This window comes from Carboxylicivirga sediminis (assembly GCF_018156225.1).
GTDB lineage: Bacteria > Bacteroidota > Bacteroidia > Bacteroidales > Marinilabiliaceae > Carboxylicivirga > Carboxylicivirga sediminis.
Genome location: NZ_JAGTAR010000002.1, coordinates 255672 through 276465 on the forward strand (window position 1 = coordinate 255672; position 20794 = coordinate 276465).

A 20794-nucleotide genomic window follows, 5' to 3' on the forward strand; every position below is an offset into this window, starting at 1 on the left:
ATTCCCGCAAAAAAAGCAATATACAAAAACAAGTACTGGAAATATCTCATACTATCTAAAAGCTAATCATAAACTCTGCCAAATTACTTTCTGCCGGTAAATTCAGTTTCTTTCTTAGTCGATAACGATGTACTTCAACACTCCTTTCAGAGATATCCAGGAACGGAGCAATTTCTTTGCTCGATAAGTTCATCTTCAGGTATGCACATAAGCGCAAATCTCGCGGAGTTAATTCAGGATATAACTGTTTCAGTCGGGTAATAAAGTTATTATTGGCTTTATCAAAATGCTGTTCAAACATAGCCCAGTCGTCTTCATTATGCATATTTGATTCAATCAAATCAACCAGCTTCTTATAATACTTATCCGGATATCGTATCCCAAGCTTCTCTTTCTGTGCTGTTAGTTCCTTTTTAATAGTGGCAAGCACTTCTTTGTTACGAATAGCATTTAATGCGCCGGTAGCTATGTAGGTATTCTGTTGTATAACTTCATCTTCGAGCTGAGTTTTTAATTGCTTTAACTCATACACTTCAGTTGCATCAACTGCATTTATTTCCTGTCTGGCAGGGTTCAGATATTTGTTAAGATTCCGTTTAAAGCGCAGCAAAAGGAGTAAAAGCAGACTTAAAGCAAGCAGACACCATATAATAATAACGCCTGTTTTTAGATACCAGGGTTTTAGCACAATGATGCTGATAAGCCTTTCTTCTGTTGCTTTACCCCATTGATCATAGGCGAGTATACGAATATGGCTCATGTTTTGGGGCAAGCGGCCTAAATTAAACTCTGGCTCACTGCCCTGGTAAGAAATACTATCTGCGTCAGTAATTACGTCCAGTTGATATTCCATCTGCCTTCCGGGTGAAGCAAGTGTAGCCACACTCACCTTAACGTCCTGATTCACATAAGGAAGAGTAATGATATTACTCGAAGGGTTCACTACCGACATTTCCTTTTTTCCTGCTTCATACGACAATTGTACTTTTACACCATACACGTTTTGCTCACTTTTCTGCAAAAGGTCATCATGATAGTAGATACCCAATCCATTTTCCATGCAAATAAATGATGCCAGGGAGTCAATAGTTATGATATTCTCAAAATTCTCAACCATCCCCAAGTGTGGCTCAACAAATTTATACTGCAATACTTTGGATATACTACCATCTATTGTGCGGAACAATGCCAGGCTATTATTATTAATCAACCAGTAGGCGTCCTGCTTTTGTTTAACAATTTTGTGCGCACTCTTGAATTTACCTAAGCGCTGGTTCAATTCCTGGTAATAAACAATTGAGTCTTTTAGCCCATCATAGGTGTATACACCCTCAGAACTGGTGATAATGATTCGCTTATTAAACTCATACACCTCACTTTGCATGTCCTTTGGCAACCCATGCTTGGCCGTGTATACATTATAGCTATAGGCATCTCTTAGGTTATGTTGCAAACGTATATTGTAAAGCTCACTCTTTCGATCGTGTTGCAGCCATATTTGGTTTTTATGATCGACCGCCAGCGACATAGTCGGTTCTGAAAAACCTTCAACCGTACTTTTGAATTGCCATCGCCCATCAGAGCCTTTCTCAAGCACCACAAGGTCAGAATAGGTATTCTGCAGCAGGTATTCTTTACCTTTAACCTTAATCGTCTGAAAACTTCTTCCCCCTGCATGAGTCGTAATCTTCTGCACCTTATTGTCATCAATAAGAAAAGTACCTTTATTATGACTACAAAGCAGTTGTCCATCCATCACCTGAATAACCCAGGCTAATCCCTGCAGTTCTGATAATTGCTTAAATCCATCAAAAGACAAGAGTTGTTCACCTGGCGTATATGGTTTATACCAAACACCTTTATTTGTAGCCAAATACAATTTTCTCTGATGATAGGCTACGGAATGAACAGCCCCTATACGCTTTTCAGAATCAATCAGCAGTTTAAGCGGCGCATTTAATTCGAGGTAACCAATTCCCACACTCATGGTAAACCATAACCTGTTGTGAGCATCAAACTTCAGAGATAGAATGGTATTATCCTGCAGATAGTTGTGGGTATTTACTTTGTATACTATTTCCCCCTCGGAATTTATTATCAAAAGTCCCGAGTGAATGGTGCCAACATAATAATATCCATCATGGAAAACGGCACAATTAATATCTTCGTTTATGAGCTGCTCATTTGCAGGCACCTGCCAGCTTTGCAGCACATCGTCATTCCACACAAAAACACCTTCACTTTTGGTTAGTAACAAAGCAGCTCCATCTTTATAGGGAACAACAGCTTTTAAACGTCTCTGTTTGAGCAAATCTGACTGTAACACCTTTTGATAGCCGTAGGGTGTAAGCTCAAGTAATTCGCCTCTTCTGGTATTACCCCACAGTCGTTTATCGTACTTCTCAAGCAAGGTTGGTGGATTATTCACCTCGATTTTTTGCACCTGTTCGCCGTCAAACTTAAGCGTCATACTGAAGCCCTGGAAGACAATGTTGTGCTCTACATCTTCGTAAATGCGCCAGATTTCCTGGTTATGAAAAGTGACATTCAGTAGTTTATTATTGATGGAGGTGTAATACAACTGACCTTGAGCATTACGTTGCCAAAATCCAATTTCTTCGGAAGAACCGGTGTATATTAAACCATCGGAAGCTACACATATGGACCGAACTCTTGAATGAGCAGGTAATTCATTGAGTGTCCACTGTACGCCGTCGAAACTTAACAAGCCCTGATCATTTCCTATGTAAACATATCCATCATTGCCATGATCGATACACCAGTTGCGATTACTGGCCTGGTATTGGTGCTTATGGAATGTGGTGACCTGTGGCAAAGAAAAATCAATGGCACATAAGGCACTTGTAAAACAGTTTAATACCAATAAACATGTTACTAAAATTGCCTTATGTACCATTGTAATTCCCTTTTTTTGTTACGAATAAAATTAACAATTCATATGAAGAATCATATACACATTAGCTTATTTCTTATGGACGGCACTAAAGCTAATGTCATCCAGATAAACGGGCTGTCTAAGCATTCCACTGGTTGATTGAAAGATAAAAGCTATTTGTCCAACAGCTCCTTTAAACGCCTGACAATCGAATTCCAGCTTTTGCCAGCCTTCATCTGCTTTTGCTTTATTTACTGGCTTAAACCTCACTGCTTCGCCTTTATTACCTTTTATCTCAACAAGCACTTCACATGGTTCTTTCATTTTTACATTTAAATTCAGGTAACGCTGTCGGCGCTGAAAAGCAGATGTTTTCATGATGACAGCCATTTGCTGATTGCCCGCCTTTGCTTCAGGCTGAAGCATAAGACAGTTATCTGAACCATTCAGTGCATCCTTTCGTGGATTGCTTTTAAAAATAGGCTGTCCCATATTTTTCCATGGCAAAAATTGCTCAGCATTGATGCTTTCAAAATCTTCATGCGGATGACGAACATATTTACCGACTGCAGGGCTCCAGCCCCATTGTTTTGGTCCAGCTGCATCTGACCATTTAGTATACTGCTCCTGAAGCTCTTTTACCACTTCTGGATGCTTTTCATATAAGTCAGTGGATTCTGTATTATCTTTGGCTATATTGAATAACATCGGGCGGCCTTTTACCTCGTTTTTAACCAGCTTCCACTCGCTGTTCCTAATGGCCCATCGATGGTTGATACGCCAGTACATCACATCGTGCACACTTCCTTCTTTTTCAGTGTTGATGTAAGGCAATAAATCATGCCCAGCAATAGCCTTGTCCTTCTTCACCGACACGGCATTCAGGATAGTTGGTAAAATATCAAGCGTACTGACTGCCTCATCAAACACCTTATTTTCTTCTATTTGAGCAGGCCATGACAGGCAAAATGGCAAACGAATGCCTCCTTCAAACAGGGTACCTTTTTCTCCCCGATATGGCATGTTATAGGAGTAATTACCCTTTATTTTACCACCATTATCACTCACAAAAAAGATGAGCGTGTTTTCACGCTTACCAGATTTTTCCAGTGCATCCAGTACTTTTCCCACATTGGCATCCATAGCATACTGCATGGCGCATAGAGTGCGTCGTTTTGGATGATTGATGTTTTTAAATGGTTCCTGATAATGTGCCGGGGGCTCCTGGAGTGGTCCGTGAACCGCATTAAAAGCCAGGTATAGAAAAAATGGTTCCTGACTCTCCTGTTTAACAAACTGAGCAGCCTCTTGTCCGAAAGCATCTGTAATATAACGCTTTTCTGAACTCACCGGTTGCGTATTCCTGAATAAAGTTCTACTCTCATTATCACCGGGGTAATAACTTGCGGCACCGCCCAAGAAACCATAAAAATAATCGAACCCGCGGTTGGTAGGAAAGTAGGCATCGGCCTCATGACCAACATGCCATTTACCAATACAAGCTGTCCGGTAGCCTTCCGGTTTCAGGTATTCGGGAATAATCTTCATCTCGGGCGGAATACCCGCCAACACATCTGGCCGTGCTCTGAACGGGCCAGGGTTATCATCAAAACCAAAGGTTTGCTGATAGCGTCCTGTGAGCAGTCCGGCCCTGGATGGTCCACAAACAGGTGCTGTCACATAGCCACTTGTGAAGTAAACCCCACTTTTGGCCAAAGCATCGATGGCAGGTGTTGGTATCTCGTTACTCTGCTGATGATAGCCAACATCGGCATTGCCTAAATCATCAGCTACTATGATGATAATATTAGGTTGCTGGGCCCAAAGCACCGGGCTCAGCAACAATAAAGCAAATACTAATAAGTTTCGCATTACAAATGGCATTATCGTTTTTAAATCGTTTCCTTGTATTGTTCCTGCAACTCATCCAGGCGTTTCTTCAGGTTGCGGGTAATCTCCTCATAACCTGGCTGCCCATACAAATTATTCATTTCTGATGGATCTCGCTGCAGATCATACAATTCCCATTCATCCATTTTATGGTAGAAATGAATGAGTTTATAGCGTTCGGTGCGCACACCATAATGTCGGCTCACTGAATGAAATCCGGGAAATTCATAAAAATGATAATACAAGGCATCGCGCCATTTATCCACTTTCTTATTTAGCAATAAGGGTTTGAACGAGAGCCCCTGCATATCATCAGGTTGTTCCAATCCACAGAAATCAAGAATGGTTTGTGCAAAATCCAGATTTTGAACCATCTGATCGATTTGCGTGCCGGGCTTGACAGCTCCGGGATATTGAATCAGAAGTGGCGTGCGGAAAGACTCCTCGTACATAAAACGCTTATCGAAAAAGCCATGCTCACCCAGATAAAAACCCTGATCGGAGGTGTAAATAACGATGGTATTTTCATCCAGGCCACTCTTTTCCAGATAGTCTAACAGACGTCCTACATTCTCATCAACCGCAGCAATGGTGCCCATGTAATCCTGCAGATAACGCTGATACTTCCAAAGAGCCAGTTCTTTGTCGTTGAGATTCATTTGATGAAAAGCATCGTTGACAGGACGATAGGCTTCCCAGAATTTCTCCTTCTGCTCATCGGTTGCACGATTAAACAGGTGAGGCCATGGGTCGTAGCGGAAACTATCAACACCGGCTGCCACGGTCATTTTCAGATCGTGACCTTCGTACATATCACGATAGATATTCATCTTTTGCTTATCTGCAGCCACACGACCGTCATAGTTGTCAAAATAAGTATCGGGTACCGGAAAACTCACCGAATCATACCTATTGTAGTGACGCTCGGCAGGCCACCAGTTACGGTGTGGCGCTTTGTTTTGCACCATCAGCATAAAGGGCTTGTCCTTATCACGCCCTTTCTGAAGCCAATCCAATGACTTGTCCATAATGAGGTCGGTTGCATAGCCATGGTTCATAACTGTATCTTTCCCGCTAATGAAATCGGGGTTGTAGTATTCGCCCTGGTCATTGAGCACCTCCCAGTAATCAAAGCCCTGGGTTGGCACGCCTTTCAGGTGCCACTTACCAACTATCGCCGTTTCGTAGCCAGCGACCTGCAGGTACTTTGGCAGCGTTGGCTGGTTTTGATCAAACTTATCGCGATTGCGGGTAAAACCGTTGATATGGCTGAATTTCCCTGTCAGAATGGTGGCACGACTTGGCCCACACAATGAGTTGGTACAATAGGCCTTATTAAAAATTGCCCCATTTTCAGCAATGCGGTCGATATTAGGAGTTGGTGCTACTTTTGAAATACCATGTCCATAGGCACTGATGGCCTGTATGGCATGATCATCCGATGTAATCAGAATAATATTCGGATGTATTTTGGTGGGTTTGGTTGCCGAGCACGACAATGAAACCGCCACAAAAACAGCCAGTACAATTTGGGTTATTCGCATATTAATTTTCATCTCTTCTGGTTCTTGGTCTGTTACTTACTTCAGGGTAAAATCGATTTGATTATCTGTATCTGAATTGGTTCCCACATAAACGGTGAAGTCACCAGGCTCTGTGCCAAAGCTCATATCCTGTCTGTAAAAAGCCAGCATATCTTCCGTAATGGTGAATGTTAATGTTTTTGTCTCGCCTTTCTTGATGAACACTTTCTCAAAAGCTTTCAACTCTTTCATCGGGCGGGTTACCGATGCCACCTTATCGCGGATGTATAACTGTACCACCTCGGCACCATCAAGATCGCCGGTATTGCTCACTTCTACCGTTAAAGTGATATCGTCACCCGAAGACATGCTGGACTTATCCAGCTTTAGATTTGCATACTCAAATGTGGTATAGCTCAAGCCATAGCCAAATGGAAACAGCGGTGTGTTTGGCACATCCAGATAGCGCGATTTATAGGTATCTTTGGGCTTCTCAGGGTTAAACGGACGACCAGTGTTTTTATAATTATAATAGATAGGAATCTGCCCGACATTACGCGGCATGGTCATCGTTAGTTTACCTGATGGCACTTGTTTTCCGTAAAGCAAATCGGCCACTGCACGGCCACCTTCCGTTCCCGGATACCAGATGTTCATCACCGCATCTGCCAGCTTAACTTCTTTCTCGATGGTCATTGAGCGCCCGGTCATGTAAACCAATACAAGCGGTTTGCCCAACTTAGCAATCTGCTGAATCAACTCTTTCTGAACACCCGGAAAATCAAGTTTGGTGCGACAAGCTGCCTCGCCCGACATGCTCCATTTTTCCCCCATCACCATCACTACTTTATCAGCATTTTTGGCTTGCTGAATGGCCTTGGCAAAACCTGAGCGATTATCGGAGTTTACATCACAGCCTTTCGAAAATGTAACATTTCCGTTTCCTCCATTGGCTATTATGGCATCTAATATGGTAGCCTGAATGGCCTGCGGCTTGCCGGCTGCTTTCCAGGAACCAAGCAAGTCTCTTTTTGAGTTGGCTAGCGGCCCGATTACGGCAATTTGTTCGCTTTGCTTCAAAGGCAGGGCAGCCTGCTCATTCTTTAATAAAACACACGATGCTGCGGCCATTTCATAAGCCAGTTGACGGTTTTTATCTGAGAGTATTTCAGCCTGCTCAAATGCCTCATTGCAATATTTGTATGGATCATCCATGATGCCCAGCTCAAACTTCAGACGCAGCACATTTCGAACAGCATTATCCAGCTCCTCCATCGTTACATCGCCACTCTCAACAGCTTGCTTCAGGTGATCCATGTACACACCACCTTCCATGTCCATATCAACACCAGCTTTCATGGCCAATACGCCAGCCTGGTACTCGTCCTTTGCCACGCCATGAGGAATCAGTTCATTGATGGCTGTATAGTCGGTCACCACCATGCCATCAAAGCCCCACTCATCTCGCAAAATATCTGTCAACAAATATTTATTGGCCGATGCCGGTACTCCATCTAAATCATTAAATGAAGTCATCACCGTGCGGGCACCTGCGTCAACCGCTGCTTTGTATGGAGGCAGATAGGTTTCTCGAAGCACCCTGTCCGACATATCCACACTGTGGTAGTCGCGCCCGGCTTGAGCAGCTCCATAAGCTGCCATGTGCTTCACGCAAGCAAGCACCGTTTCATTGCTGCTGATATCATCGCCCTGAAAGCCCTTCACCCGTGCTTCTGCAATTCGTTGACCCAAATAAGGATCTTCGCCGGCGCCCTCAGACACGCGCCCCCAACGCGGATCGCGACCGATGTCACACATAGGCGCAAAAGTCCAGTGCAAACCTGATGCCGCCGCCTCACGTGCTGCCATACGGGCACTTTGCTCAATGAGTTCTAAATCCCAACTAGCCGATTCGCCCAAAGAAATTGGCGTGAGTGTTTGATGCCCGTGAATAACATCGTAGCCAAACAAAAGCGGGATACCAAGACGAGTCTCATTGACAGCCATCTCCTGCAACTTGCGTGTATAAGCTACAGTATGGGCATTAAATATATTACCACAGCGGCCTTCCTTAATGGCCTCTTCTTCACCTTCCCTTAAAACCGGGCCTGTTACATCCCATCGACTGGTAAATAAAACTGTCTGACCAATTTTTTCATTGATCGTCATTAAGTTCAACAGACTATCAACACGCTGTGATAGGTTATCATTTTTAGAATGGTATTGGCGCCCTGACTGCTTGCAGCCGACGATCAACACCAATAAACTCAATCCAATTAAGATGCTTCTTACTGTATTCATCTTATCATTTCTTTTTTATAATTCTCTTTCCTTATTCCGTTTCCAATCGCTTTGTTTATAGTGTATCTACCTACTCCATATCAATTAGCAAGAGCCGGTACAATATACTCATGCAAGTAACTGAATGGCTGTTTGGTCCCATAGCTTGTAAACACGGCTACAGTCTTGAGTTCGGGCAGAACGAATATAAATTGTCCTAATGCCCCACGAGCTGATATCACTTCGTAGGATTTCCCCTGATAATCGACCTGATGCTGCCACCAGAAATAGCCATATTGGTTTTTACCATTGTTGACCTTAGCCGTTGTGGCTTTAATAATCCAATCTTTGGGCACCACCTGCTGCTGCATCCAACGACCCTGATTAAGTGTAAGAACACCCAATTTGAGCATATCGCGCGAACGTAATTTGAGACCAGCCGCCGCTTTTGTTAAACCGCATGGGTTTGTTTCAAAATCATAATCTTCAATCCCTAAAGGCACAAAAAGATGGTCGTGAACATAGTCCTCAAGTTTGCTGCCGGTTGTATTATAAATGATGTGATTAATAATCTCCGGATCGATGCCCTGGTATTTATAGTGTTGACCCGGTGCAAGCAAAGAACAATTGGATAGAATTGATGGTATACATTGGTTTACCCCTAGTTCCTTACTCATTGTATGGTCTTCATTCAACCTTATTCCAGATTGCATGGAAAGGGCATCGGCTAATGAGATATCTTTTGCAAAATCTGACAAATCACTGGTGCTTAGCTCGGGCAAGTACTTCAATATCTTATCCTCCTCACTATCCACTTTACCTTGAGCAATAGCAATTCCCAAGGCATAAGCTGTTACACTCTTCGTGATTGACATCTGAAAATGAGGCTTATCCCATGCTGCATCAGCAAAGTACTCTTCCACCACCAGTTTGCCATCTTTAAAAAGTAAAAAGCTATCGACACTGCCCTTTTTGCTTGATCTGATACGCTCAGGATCGTTATACCAATCCAGGTTATCTTTTTCAATAAGACGAATAAGCTGCATCAATTTTTCCGTTTCAATAATCACATTATCAACAGCCGCCACTGCCAGCCCATCGCCTCTGTCAAACGGCACCTGATATGCCTGATTGTTACGCTGATTAAAATCCGCCAGATGCACCCTTCTTGCTTCAGAAGGGCGAGTTACCTGCGCCTTTTCACCAGCTACACCGTCAGCTTTTTGATGCTGCGCCATCACCATTAAATGAAGGCTTATCAGGAGTAGCGATATGGTGATGATTCTTTTCATTATTACTTGCCGATAATTGTATTAGTTTTTAACTAACTTTTTGGTGATAAAAGCCCGGTCGCTACTCAGACACACCAAATAGTTGCCATTGGCCAGATCACCAACTGAAAAATCAACACGTGACGTATGCGCTGTTAACACATTGACCTCTTTCACCAGTGTGCCGCTGATATTATAAACCCTTAAAGAATCATAGCCTTGTCCGGCACGGATGCCATCTAAGCTTACTTGATTAGAAGATGGATTAGGGCTTAACACCACCTCATCCTCCATCTCACGGTCGCGAATAGCACTTGGCTTTTCTGAGAAAAAATCGTTGTACTTGTTAAAAAAATCGGTTCCCAGAAATTGTGGCAATGCTGCCAGGCCAAAGAACATGCACGAGTAATCAACCCCTTCCACCTTGTTGGGTTTCCAATCCAAATCGCTGTAGCTATATTTCCACAGAATAGTGGTGCCCGGTAGCACATCTACCTGACCAATCTTGCGCGGATCTTTCAGCATCGACAACAGGTCTTCTCGCACTCTATCGGGTGCTGCAGGCGAAAATCCAGCGAGGATATGAGGTGATACATTCAGGTTCTTATTCTGGTCGGCTGAAGTACCCATGTTTTTAGGTAAACAAATGCGATCAACCTGATACTTGCTATCGGGCGCTCCAACGCCGGCTCCTGTACCATATTCATAAGGCTGCCAACCAAGCGCTTTCAAATCCACGTCGCCCGCATCACTGCGGTCGGCCCACCAGGCCGAGTCCGCTTTCATGGCCATCCGCATTTCGTCAATATAGGCCTTATTGGACGAGAAGTGATTGACAAAATTATGGTTGAACATGAATGTAAACATAGACGTGAAGCGGGCCAGAGATGGCGAGGCCACTTCAAAATCACCATTTTTACCATTGTAAACAGCATGTTTCAGGTTAGATGGATTCTCATAATGCTTCATCCAAAGCTTATGTGCTGGCGAATTCTCGTCATCAGCCTGATTTTTAGCGAACCAGGCAACAATCATGTATTCATTAAACGGCACGGTCCAATTTCCATTAGGTGTGCCGTCCTCGTACATACCGAGGGCGATTTGTCCTTTATCCACATCGCCCACAAATACAGAGTGATCGGTTGTGTTATACAAGTTGGTTGCCAACTCATATATTTCGGTGTTATCCTTAAAGTAGTTACGGGCAAACAACGCGCCACCCAACATCAGATCGGTATCGATGGGGCTCCAGTTTGAGCCACGTGCTGCACCGGTATTAATGTCATAAAAGTGGATAAAACAGCCTTTAGCAGTGCGAGGCAGTTTAAACCCCGGAACTTGTCCAGATACCGCTTTCAGAGTTTGTATCACCTTCTCTTCAGCACTTGGTTCCCAACCCATGGCATGCCCTACACATAGCGACATAAGCCCCATTCCGATATTGGCTACCGAGCCCCGGTCGGTTGTGCCTTCCATCTTTACCATATCGTAATAGGCTCCGTTGGTATGGCGCAGGGCCTGGTAAAACTTATAAGTATTGTGGAATAATTCTTCCAGTAACTGATCGTCGGTTTTTTGTGCCTTTACGTTAACCGCAAGGGCTAAGGTAAAAACCAGTAATATCTTTAATAGATTCATCTTGTACAGTTTAAAAGTTAATGCTTAGCCTTTTTCCCCTTCTTATCAGCAGCCTTGTTTTTCTTCTTCAGTTCTGCTTTTCGCTTGATTTCTTCCAACTGCTCATCTGGCATCAGGCTTCTTTTTGTCGGGAATTCATTCTGCATATAATCATTCACCAACTTCTTATCCTGACGATTATCAAATAGAGTGAGCGCCGGGTCTTTCTTTTCCACCATCCAGTTGCGTAATGCCTGCTGCAACTCAGCCAGCTCCTTCTGATAATTGGGATCATCAATCAGGTTATTGGTGGCATCAGGATCATTCACCACATCGTATAGCTCCTCCGGTAGGCGGTAGCGATACATTTTAGCCCACTCGAGGTACTCGGCGAATTCAGGATCCTTCTCGATGGTTTTTAATATCTCGCCTTCGTTGGAGTTGGAATAGCGATAGCCCGTCATGTGCCATGGGTTGAAGATGTATCTGAATCGCTTGTTATCAACTGAACGCATGGGTGTGGCTTTTCCGCCAATTTTATAATCAATCTCACCAAAATGATAGTCGCGGTCTTTTTGATTTTTGCCTTCAATCAGTGGCATTAAAGACTTGCCATCGGTTTGCTCATTAATTGTGATGCCTGTCGCATCCAAAAAAGTAGCGAACAAATCCACTTCAGCCACCATATGTTTGTCATCCACATGCCCTGCTTTCATGCCGGGATGGTGAATGTAAAATGGTGTTTTGGTGCTGGCCACATAGGTATTGGCCTTGGCAAACGGAAAAGCAGACCCATTATCCGAAAGAAATACAATCATGGTATTATCATATAAGCCAGCATCTTTAAGCGCATCAATCACTGCATTAAAGGTATCATCCAAACGACGAACTGAGTTATAGTAACACGCTAGTTCGTAACGCACCTGTGGTATATCCGGCAGATAACCCGGCACCTCCACCTCATCTGGCGAATAAAGTTTTGACGGCCGCTCCTCGCCTTTTTTCATTGGTTTCTCCGGATCGTAAAACGGGCGGTGCGGGTCGTGCGAGTTCACCATAAAATAGAAGGGTTTACCTTCGTCTTTGCAACGCTCAAAAAACTCGGTGCTGAATGCAGCATATTTCGATGGACTGCGACCAGCTCCCAATTCGGCATAGTCGTGCACATAGTCCCATTTAAACTGCATATCGGGTGTTGAGTGATTTACTTTACCTAATATACCTGTGAGATAGCCGTTATCCTGAAAAGTTTGCATAGTAGTGGGCACTTTCTTTTTCATGTGCATAAAGCCCATCATACCACTTGACACGCCATACAAACCGGTAGCCATAATACTGCGGCTAGGCATACAAATAGGCGTATTGGTGTGTGCCTGGTCAAAACGCACACCCCCATCGGCAAACTTATCCAGATTGGGTGTCAGGTCAGGAATATTACGTCCAAACGTGCCGCTGGCCTCGTAACCCAAATCATCAGCTGTGAATAACAATATATTGAGAGGCTTATCCTGGGCCCGGGTTACACCCAGGCTCAGAACAAAAGCTAAAACTATAATTATTCGATTCATCATATCGTGTAAATAATCGCTGTTACCAGCCGTTAAGTTTACTCACTGTCTAAAAATGTACCTTCGATATTAAAGGTCTGTGGTGCCAGATAACCCGGATTCGGACCATCCTTATCAGCCACCATATGGAACATGAAACGCAGTTGGTTAGAGGCGCTTACCGGCAATGAAGCCTTATCAATGGTAGCGGCCATTTCGAAATAGCCATAACCTGTTACATCATCAACTCCGGCTGTTGGGGTAGTCCCCAATGAGGTAGCCACCTGTTGCCAGCTGTTTACGGCTGCTTTCTTCTCATCCTGAGTGGCCATAGCCAGAATGGCCTGGTATTCTTCTTCTGTACACACTCTAATATCGCAACGTAACAAGCCTGAGGTTAACTCAGCTGCCTTATTGGCTAAGAATGAAGCATCAACTCTTACTTCCAGCACATCGCGAACATCAACCACCTCATTAAGAATAACGATGGATTGCGATTTGTTGGCTGTTTCGGTATCGAAGCCAATATCTCCGTTAAATGGCAACCAACGCAGTATTGGTGTGGCATCAAACTCATCAAGCGGATGGTTTATATCGGCCTGAACATTCCAAAATGCTTTACCGCTCTTGAGTGCTCCATAAATCAGGTGGGTTTGTAAACCACCAACCAGGGTTTCAGGCTGATCGTTTCGCGGACCGAGATCATCACCCGACAAATCCATGGCAAAAATAGCCTGATCGTATGGCAGGTTGAGTTTTTTCACATTCACAAGCAGTTGAGCCACTTCAGGCTGACTCACGGTGCCTGTAAACGTTAAAGTATAGGTACCAACTTCAAATGGTCCCACCATTTTTACCACGCCAATATCAGTGGCACCCTCTTCGACATAATCTGATTCTCGTCCGAATGTAAACACATCGGCTGGTGTCATTAATACCTCTTCAATGCCCATGTTGGCAAACAGGATGCTTACGCCGGGTAATAAACCTTCAAGCACATTCCCCACTTCGTCCACCGGCTCGCCTGCCGGATTAACCAACAATTCTATCTCGCTAGTGCCGGTTGGCGTTTGAATACTGATAGCCGGTAACAGGTCCTCCACCACTTCCAGTTTAATGGCTTCGTTATTTTGCAAGGTTCCATAGTCATTGCTCACTTCAACAGCAATAGTATAACTACCCAGTTCAAGTATATTATCGAGTGGCAAGGCAATCAATCCGCTGGCATCCATTGTAAACGGGTGCGCTTCAATCACCACCGCCTCTTCAGCTTCCAAGGCCAGGTAGCTAACGCTCAATAAGCTGTAAGTCATTTTACCTTCGCCCCGTACCAGAGGTAAACCCGATGTCCACTCGGCACCTTGATTCACTGTGGCTGCATAATTCTGATAATCGACCACCGAAGGAGCCGCATTTAGTTCCAGAACATCTTTGTCTTCGGTACAGGCCCAAAGACCTAAAATCAGTAATATGAATATAATATATCGTGTCATAATTGTAGTGTTTTAATTACTTCCAAAGAGGATGTTGCTGCACATTTTTATTAAGCGTAATCTCATCATTTGGAATAGGGAATACATTGTGACGTTCTTCCACCGCGTTACCCGGATAGGTCAGAAACTCATCTTTAGCCGGATCGTAATCAGGGTGATTAATTATTAAAGAATTCTGCTCTTTCATGGCCTCTACCAAAGTGCCCCAGCGTACCAGGTCAAAGCGGCGCAAACCCTCGAAACACAGCTCGCGGCTGCGCTCATCTTTAATCACTTCCAACAGTTCTTCCTGTGTTAAGGCCAAGCCCTCTGAATCCAGCAACTCCTGAACGGTTGCTGCACCAGCACGCAGGCGAACGGCATTAACATTATCAATGGCATCGAGTGTTGGACCATAAAGCTGGTTAACAGCCTCGGCTTTCATCAGCAACACATCGGCATAGCGCAATAAGGGGTAGTTGATAGATGTACGCCACTTATTAATCGCACCATTTTCGAGCACACGGGCCGTATATACGTCATCGCCCGAAGCATTGGTGCCAGACACCACTCTTTGTACACGGCGCCATTTACCACCATACCAACGCAACTTGTTGCTGATATCTCCAGGAAATGAATAAGCACCATCCTTAAAGTTGATGTTGTATGGAATGCTGTTCCAGCCATGGCGCTCATCGGGATTTGAACCAGGCGTTTCTTCAAATTCGGCTCCGTAGAGCTGATTTAAGGTTGCAGTGATATAGACTAATGGATTACCTTCAGGATCATCATTTACTTCGCCGCCAACTTTAGGACCGTTGTAGTTACCGATGAAACCACCTAAATCGCGTTCGGTAGTGTATTTAAATACCACTTCCCACATAATTTCGCGGTTATCCTGAATTTCCTGAATCTGATTCAGGAACACTTCACTGTAATCGTCGAGCAAGGAGTGACGGCCTGATTCAATAATAGCATTACAATGTTTCACCACCTGGCTGTAGCATTCCTCAACACCCACATCACCACCATTAACACGTGTTCCGGCCAGGTGCAGATAGGCACGTGCCAGTAAGCCGTGAGCTACCGATTTGGATACCCGGCCAAAAGCGTAAGGTTCATCGGGTAACATACCGGTGGCAGCACTCAGGTCCGCAATAATCTGGTTATATACCACTTGCGGCTCCTGACTTTTGAGGTGTAAATCGCCATTATCTTCAGCTATATCAACAAATGGCAAGGTACGTACCGGCACATATTCAAACATGCGTACCAGGTTCAGGTAAGAGAAGGCACGCAAGGTTAAGGCTTCCCCAATCATGGCCTGACGCTGTTCAAACGTCATATAGGCTATTGTATCGCGGCCCTCAAGGTTATAAATCAAATCATTTGTTCTTGAGATAAGCGTATAGGACATGGTCCATATTCGTTTGATATCGGTATTAAAGGCATTGTAGTTGAATTTCGATATCTCACTTCCGCGTGTACTGCTAGCCAGCTTATTGTGCAAAAACTCATCTGTACCGGCACTCAGCCAAATGGACATGTGCTCCTTATACAACTCGGCTAGTTGGCTATACACGCCGGCCAGAGCCATCTCGGCCTGATTCCTGTCTTTATAGTAATCATCACGTTCAAATTCATTGGTTGGGTCCAATTCGAGAAATTCACAAGACGTAAGACCAGCCACTACAATGACAAACAGTGATATGTAATATTTCAATTGCTTCTTCATGATTTCATCTTTTTAATTAGAATGTCATATTTAGGCCAAACGTAAATGAACGTCCTTTTGGATAGGCCGAATAATCAATACCACGGTTTAAGGCTTCGTTTCGTACCGACACCTCAGGGTCGTATCCTGAATACTTGGTGAACACAAACAGGTTGTCAACGGTGGCTGACAATCTGATTCTTTCAATATTCAGCTTATTGGTTAGTGTCTTAGGCAGTGTATAGCCCAATGCCACATTCTTAATTCTGATGTATGAACCATCTTCCACCCAGAAGTCGCTCATCATTTTACCACTGTAAACAGGTATGTAAGTCTGATCGCCTGCCGGAGCAGCCCACACACCATATTCTATCGGGTTATCGGGTGTCCAGCGGTTGGCCACTTCGCCCATATAGTTACGGTTGCGCTGGGCTCCCGGCACGCCAAACACGGCACGGTTACCGTTAAAAATATCGTTACCATATGACCAGGTCACCAACACACCTAAGTCAAATCCTTTATATTCGAAGGAGTTATGCAACCCACCATGATGAATGGGATTAGGATCACCTATGATTTCACGATCGTTCTCGTCCACAATGCCATTGCCATCCAAATCGGCATACTTTGGCATACCAGGCCCCAGCTTACCGGCCGTGTAATCCAGTCCGGTCACGCCATCCTTCAGAATGTATTCGCCCGTGGCCGAATCGTGAATAAAATCATCCACCTGATAGATGCCTTCCATGCGGTAGCCATACATGACACCAACAGGCTGCCCAACAAACAGACCATAGATATTTTCTTCGGAGAAGATACCTCCTACGCCCGGATTGTAAAGGCGCTCATCCTCGCCAACACTAAGGTTCTTCACCTTATTGCGATTGAAGGAGATGTTAAAGTTGGTGGTCCACCTAAAGTTTTTCGTATCAACGTTGACTGTTTGCAGTGTTATTTCCACACCGTAGTTGCTGATACTTCCACGGTTTTCTTTTACGCCTGTAAAACCAGCTGAAGGCGGAACCAGCGCATCCAACAACAAATCATTAGTCAGCTTGTAGTAGCCTTCTGTTTCCAGCACTATACGGTTTTTAAGGAAACCCATTTCAAGTCCGGCATTGTACTGCTGCGTGGTCTCCCACTTAAGGTTGGTATTGGCCAATTTCTTTTGGTAGATAGCCGGTATGTATGAGTTACCGAAGTAATAGCCATTACCACTACCTAATGTCACCAATGAATCAAAGTTACCAATACGATTGTTACCCGTAGTACCATATCCACCTTTCACTTTCAGGTTCGAAAACACATTCAGATTTTGAATAAATGGCTCTTCGATGGCCCGCCATGCCAGCGCAAATGATGGGAAATACCCAAACTTATTATCTGTTGGAAATTTAGAAGATCCATCTGCACGCATTGATGCAGTTAACAGATACTTATCAAGATAGGTGTAGTTAACACGGGCTAAACCTGACATCAGGCGGGTATTTGACAAACCGGATGTTGACACCTGCGGGTTGACACCTAGCACAAAATTATTCCATCCGAAATCATCAAACGGAAAATTATTACTCTTCATGTAGGTATCGTAAATTTTGGTATCCTGCAGTGTAAAACCGCCCAACACATTCAGGTGATGGTCATCCTTCTTCAGGTTATACGTTAATGTATTCTCATTGATCCACGAACGACGTTGAACATTACTCACACTACCATTGATACCTTCAGTTCCTCTGTCAGCCTGGTTGGTACCTGTGTTAAAGAAAGTTTTGACTTGTTTATGATCAAATGTATAACCAAAAGTAGTTCTGAACTTTAGGTTTTTAACCACTTTATAATCGAGGTAAGAATTGACCTGTACCACATCCCGGGGTTCTGAACGGTCGGTATTCTCCAATGTTTGGTCAGGCGGGAAATAGCCTGCATTATAATCATCCTGCTCATCGTCTGATTCAATATCATCTAATGGCAAAATAGGACGGAACATAATGGCACTTTTAATGGCACTTACAGTCGAAGTTGATATCTTCATGCCGGTATACTCAGTATTAGTATACGACGCATTTATACCCACTTCCAGCTTATTATTGATTTTATGATCGACCTTTAAGCGACCAGTGAATCGTTCAAAGCCTGTATTAATCATGGTACCATCTTCATTAACATAACCAAAGGAAGCGAACAGTTTGGTTAAATCATTCCCTGCCTGCATAGATGCATTGATACGACTGAAGTTCCCAGGTTTAAAAATCTCATCCTGCCAGTTGGTGCCTTTTACGTTTCTGTATTGTTCCGGATCGCCATAGCTCAGGTTGTTCTGTTCCTGCTGCAACCTGGCAAACTCATATGGTGACAGCACGTCTAAACGGCGCTCCTGTGGAATGACGCTCACACCCTGTTGAACATTTACATTCACACGTGTTTTGGCCTCATCGATACCGCCTTTGGTAGTGATTATTACCACACCATTTGAACCACGCGAACCATATATGGCCGTTGCCGATGCATCCTTCAGAATGTCGATACGCTCAATATCTTCAGGTGCGATGGTGGTGATGTAGGTCGGATCATCAATGGGGAATCCATCTACAATGTACAATGGGTCGGAGTTTCCTGTAATGGAGTTGCTACCACGGATTTCGAACACCATGGCCTGTCCTGGTGCCCCATCGGCCTTATTGAGGCGCACACCCGCCAAACGACCTTGCAGCATTTCGTCAACCGACGGCGCCGCATTATCCTCAATCTGGCTGAGTTTAATGGATTTGATGGACCCCGTAACATCTTTGGCTTTGGTAGTTCCATAACCTGTTACCACAATCTCCTCCAATTGCTCCGAATCACTTACTAAAGCGACCCTCAACTGCGTTTTACCACCAACAGGTATTTCCTGCGTTTCCATACCAATAAATGAGAAGATTAGCACATCGCTCTCTTTTACGCGAATGTTAAACTTGCCTTCATAATCGGTAATTGTTCCTTCGGTGCGCCCTTTGATACGAACCGTAACACCGGGCATAGGATCGCCGGTTTGTTCTTCAACCACCAGGCCTGTTACCTTCTTAAACTGTGCCTGTGCCAACACATCTGCACTAATAAATAGCAAACTAATTACTACCGTGAGATATATTGCCTTACTCAAATATGTTTTTAATATCATCATCTTCACTTTGATTGGGTTAATACTTTGCTCTTACCTGCCACTTATAAACAAATGCTTCGCGACCCAGATTTCCCAGTTCAGGATTCAGGTGAACGGCTTTTAAAGCCATGCGCACCTTTTTACCAACATACTCTACCGGTATATCAAAGGCCTGCGTACCTTCGCCTGCAGCCAATAGGCTGGATTCCTTTATAGGATTAGAGTAAGGCAGCATGCCAGGCGCAATGTTCGCTTCTATTTCAAACCATGGCGATGCAAAGGGTTCTTCTTCATTATAAGCCTCATCATCGCAAACTAAGAGTGCAAAGCGCTGATTGAAATCATTGTCGATGTAACGTTTGTAGGCGGCTATCTCGGCATAGGCACTTATAGCACCTTCCAGCTGAATTGCGTCGCTCACCACTATAGACACACACTCGGTTGTACTGGAGGCGGTTTTAAAGCTGAGGAAAAATGTATTAACCTTTTCTCCTCCGCCCGTTTGATCCATCACAACAGGTGCTGTAGCTACGTGCCATGAGTTGGTGAATCGATTGCCCTTAAAGATGGGGCCGTTAGTTGATTCGCTCAGCTCGGTGGTATAATCTTCCTCGTTAACAACATCGGTGTAACTACCTGCCAAAGTAGATGCAGAGCTGTTGATTAAACCAAGGCTCACCTCATTGGGTGTTTTGTACTCGGCATTATAGGTCAGTTTACCCACATTGGCACCGATAATCTCAATGGTGATTGCCTTGGGTGCGTTGTAACTACCCAACTCGTTGACTACGCCTACATCGTAAGTTTTAATCAGCTTACTATCATCGGCCACATCCACCTCGGCGATTTTTTCAATTTCTCCGGTTAGCTCATTTATTGCAAAATAGTTGAAGGGGTCATCCAACGAAAAGGTATATGGTCCACCTCCATTAACGTTAGCCGGTGAAGTGAGATCGCCCGTTGAAGTACCGTAAAACGAATACAGTGACGGCACATAACTCAGTTTGCTTGGTTGCACCTGCACCGCGGTAAACGCAAAAGCATCTTCAAACACCTCTGAACCTGACGGGTTGCTCACCTTAACAGCCAACGAATACTCCCCAGGAAGTAAACGACAATACTCTTTAATGTTGATGTTTCCTTTATTACTATCAATAGAAAACGAGGATGCTTTCACCTCATCCGATGCCGGACCATCGATAGATTCGATGGTAAATATAGCTCCTTCACCCCCCATTACTGTTGGCGTCACCGATACGTAATCATCACCAATGTGGTAAGTATCGATAGACATGTAACGTAATGAATGAGGTACGCCTGCATACTTCTCATCATCGAGGAAGGTGTCACAGGCCGTCACAAAAAACAATAAGGTAACAGGAAGCAACAACTGTTTCCAATTAAACCTCTTTTTTCCATTTTCCATAAAACTGGTTTTTCAA

11 protein-coding genes are annotated in these 20794 nt (G+C 44.1%); all 11 read right to left on the reverse strand.

Going from position 1 to position 20794, the window contains the following annotated elements; all coding sequences use genetic code 11:
• Positions 1-55 precede the first annotated feature (55 nt).
• The gene (locus KDU71_RS02860; protein ID WP_212188387.1) at positions 56-2917 is read right to left on the reverse strand and encodes a helix-turn-helix and ligand-binding sensor domain-containing protein; all 2862 of its coding nucleotides are present in this window, start codon (positions 2915-2917) and stop codon (positions 56-58) included.
• 66 nt (positions 2918-2983) lie between these two features.
• Entirely contained in the window at positions 2984-4768 is a 1785-nt protein-coding gene (locus tag KDU71_RS02865; protein ID WP_212188388.1) for a sulfatase-like hydrolase/transferase, read from the reverse strand.
• A gap of 20 nt (positions 4769-4788) precedes the next feature.
• Positions 4789-6342 (reverse strand): sulfatase family protein, encoded by a 1554-nt coding sequence (locus KDU71_RS02870; protein ID WP_212188389.1) that lies wholly within the window; start codon positions 6340-6342, stop codon positions 4789-4791.
• A gap of 24 nt (positions 6343-6366) precedes the next feature.
• A complete protein-coding gene (gene bglX, locus KDU71_RS02875; RefSeq protein WP_212188390.1) occupies positions 6367-8610 on the reverse strand; it encodes a beta-glucosidase BglX in 2244 nt (747 codons plus the stop codon).
• A gap of 80 nt (positions 8611-8690) precedes the next feature.
• On the reverse strand, positions 8691-9881 hold the full coding sequence (locus KDU71_RS02880; protein ID WP_212188391.1) for a serine hydrolase domain-containing protein: 1191 nt from the start codon (positions 9879-9881) through the stop codon (positions 8691-8693).
• 21 nt (positions 9882-9902) lie between these two features.
• A complete protein-coding gene (locus KDU71_RS02885) occupies positions 9903-11498 on the reverse strand; it encodes a T9SS type A sorting domain-containing protein (protein WP_212188392.1) in 1596 nt (531 codons plus the stop codon).
• 17 nt (positions 11499-11515) lie between these two features.
• Positions 11516-13048 (reverse strand): sulfatase family protein, encoded by a 1533-nt coding sequence (locus KDU71_RS02890; RefSeq protein ID WP_212188393.1) that lies wholly within the window; start codon positions 13046-13048, stop codon positions 11516-11518.
• A 35-nt stretch (positions 13049-13083) separates the two neighbouring features.
• Positions 13084-14517, reverse strand: a complete 1434-nt coding sequence (locus KDU71_RS02895; RefSeq protein ID WP_212188394.1) for a hypothetical protein — start codon at positions 14515-14517, stop codon at positions 13084-13086.
• Positions 14518-14533: 16 nt separating this feature from the next.
• Positions 14534-16231 (reverse strand): RagB/SusD family nutrient uptake outer membrane protein, encoded by a 1698-nt coding sequence (locus KDU71_RS02900; protein ID WP_212188395.1) that lies wholly within the window; start codon positions 16229-16231, stop codon positions 14534-14536.
• A gap of 16 nt (positions 16232-16247) precedes the next feature.
• Positions 16248-19373 carry a SusC/RagA family TonB-linked outer membrane protein gene (locus KDU71_RS02905; RefSeq protein WP_212188396.1) on the reverse strand — a complete coding sequence of 1042 codons (3126 nt, stop codon included), beginning with the start codon at positions 19371-19373 and terminating at the stop codon, positions 16248-16250.
• Between the two features lie 16 nt (positions 19374-19389).
• The gene (locus KDU71_RS02910) at positions 19390-20778 is read right to left on the reverse strand and encodes a hypothetical protein (protein ID WP_212188397.1); all 1389 of its coding nucleotides are present in this window, start codon (positions 20776-20778) and stop codon (positions 19390-19392) included.
• Between the last annotated feature and the right edge of the window lie 16 nt (positions 20779-20794).

Excerpts from the sequence above, each read along its gene's own strand:
- KDU71_RS02865 (WP_212188388.1), bottom strand. The coding sequence starts at position 4,768 with ATGCGAAACTTATTAGTATTTGCTTTATTGTTGCTGAGCCCGGTGCTT.
- KDU71_RS02895 (WP_212188394.1), bottom strand. The coding sequence starts at position 14,517 with ATGACACGATATATTATATTCATATTACTGATTTTAGGTCTTTGGGCC.
- KDU71_RS02860 (WP_212188387.1), bottom strand. The coding sequence starts at position 2,917 with ATGGTACATAAGGCAATTTTAGTAACATGTTTATTGGTATTAAACTGT.
- KDU71_RS02880 (WP_212188391.1), bottom strand. The coding sequence starts at position 9,881 with ATGAAAAGAATCATCACCATATCGCTACTCCTGATAAGCCTTCATTTA.
- KDU71_RS02905 (WP_212188396.1), bottom strand. The coding sequence starts at position 19,373 with ATGATGATATTAAAAACATATTTGAGTAAGGCAATATATCTCACGGTA.
- KDU71_RS02885 (WP_212188392.1), bottom strand. The coding sequence starts at position 11,498 with ATGAATCTATTAAAGATATTACTGGTTTTTACCTTAGCCCTTGCGGTT.
- KDU71_RS02890 (WP_212188393.1), bottom strand. The coding sequence starts at position 13,048 with ATGATGAATCGAATAATTATAGTTTTAGCTTTTGTTCTGAGCCTGGGT.
- KDU71_RS02900 (WP_212188395.1), bottom strand. The coding sequence starts at position 16,231 with ATGAAGAAGCAATTGAAATATTACATATCACTGTTTGTCATTGTAGTG.
- KDU71_RS02870 (WP_212188389.1), bottom strand. The coding sequence starts at position 6,342 with ATGAAAATTAATATGCGAATAACCCAAATTGTACTGGCTGTTTTTGTG.
- KDU71_RS02910 (WP_212188397.1), bottom strand. The coding sequence starts at position 20,778 with ATGGAAAATGGAAAAAAGAGGTTTAATTGGAAACAGTTGTTGCTTCCT.
- bglX (WP_212188390.1), bottom strand. The coding sequence starts at position 8,610 with ATGAATACAGTAAGAAGCATCTTAATTGGATTGAGTTTATTGGTGTTG.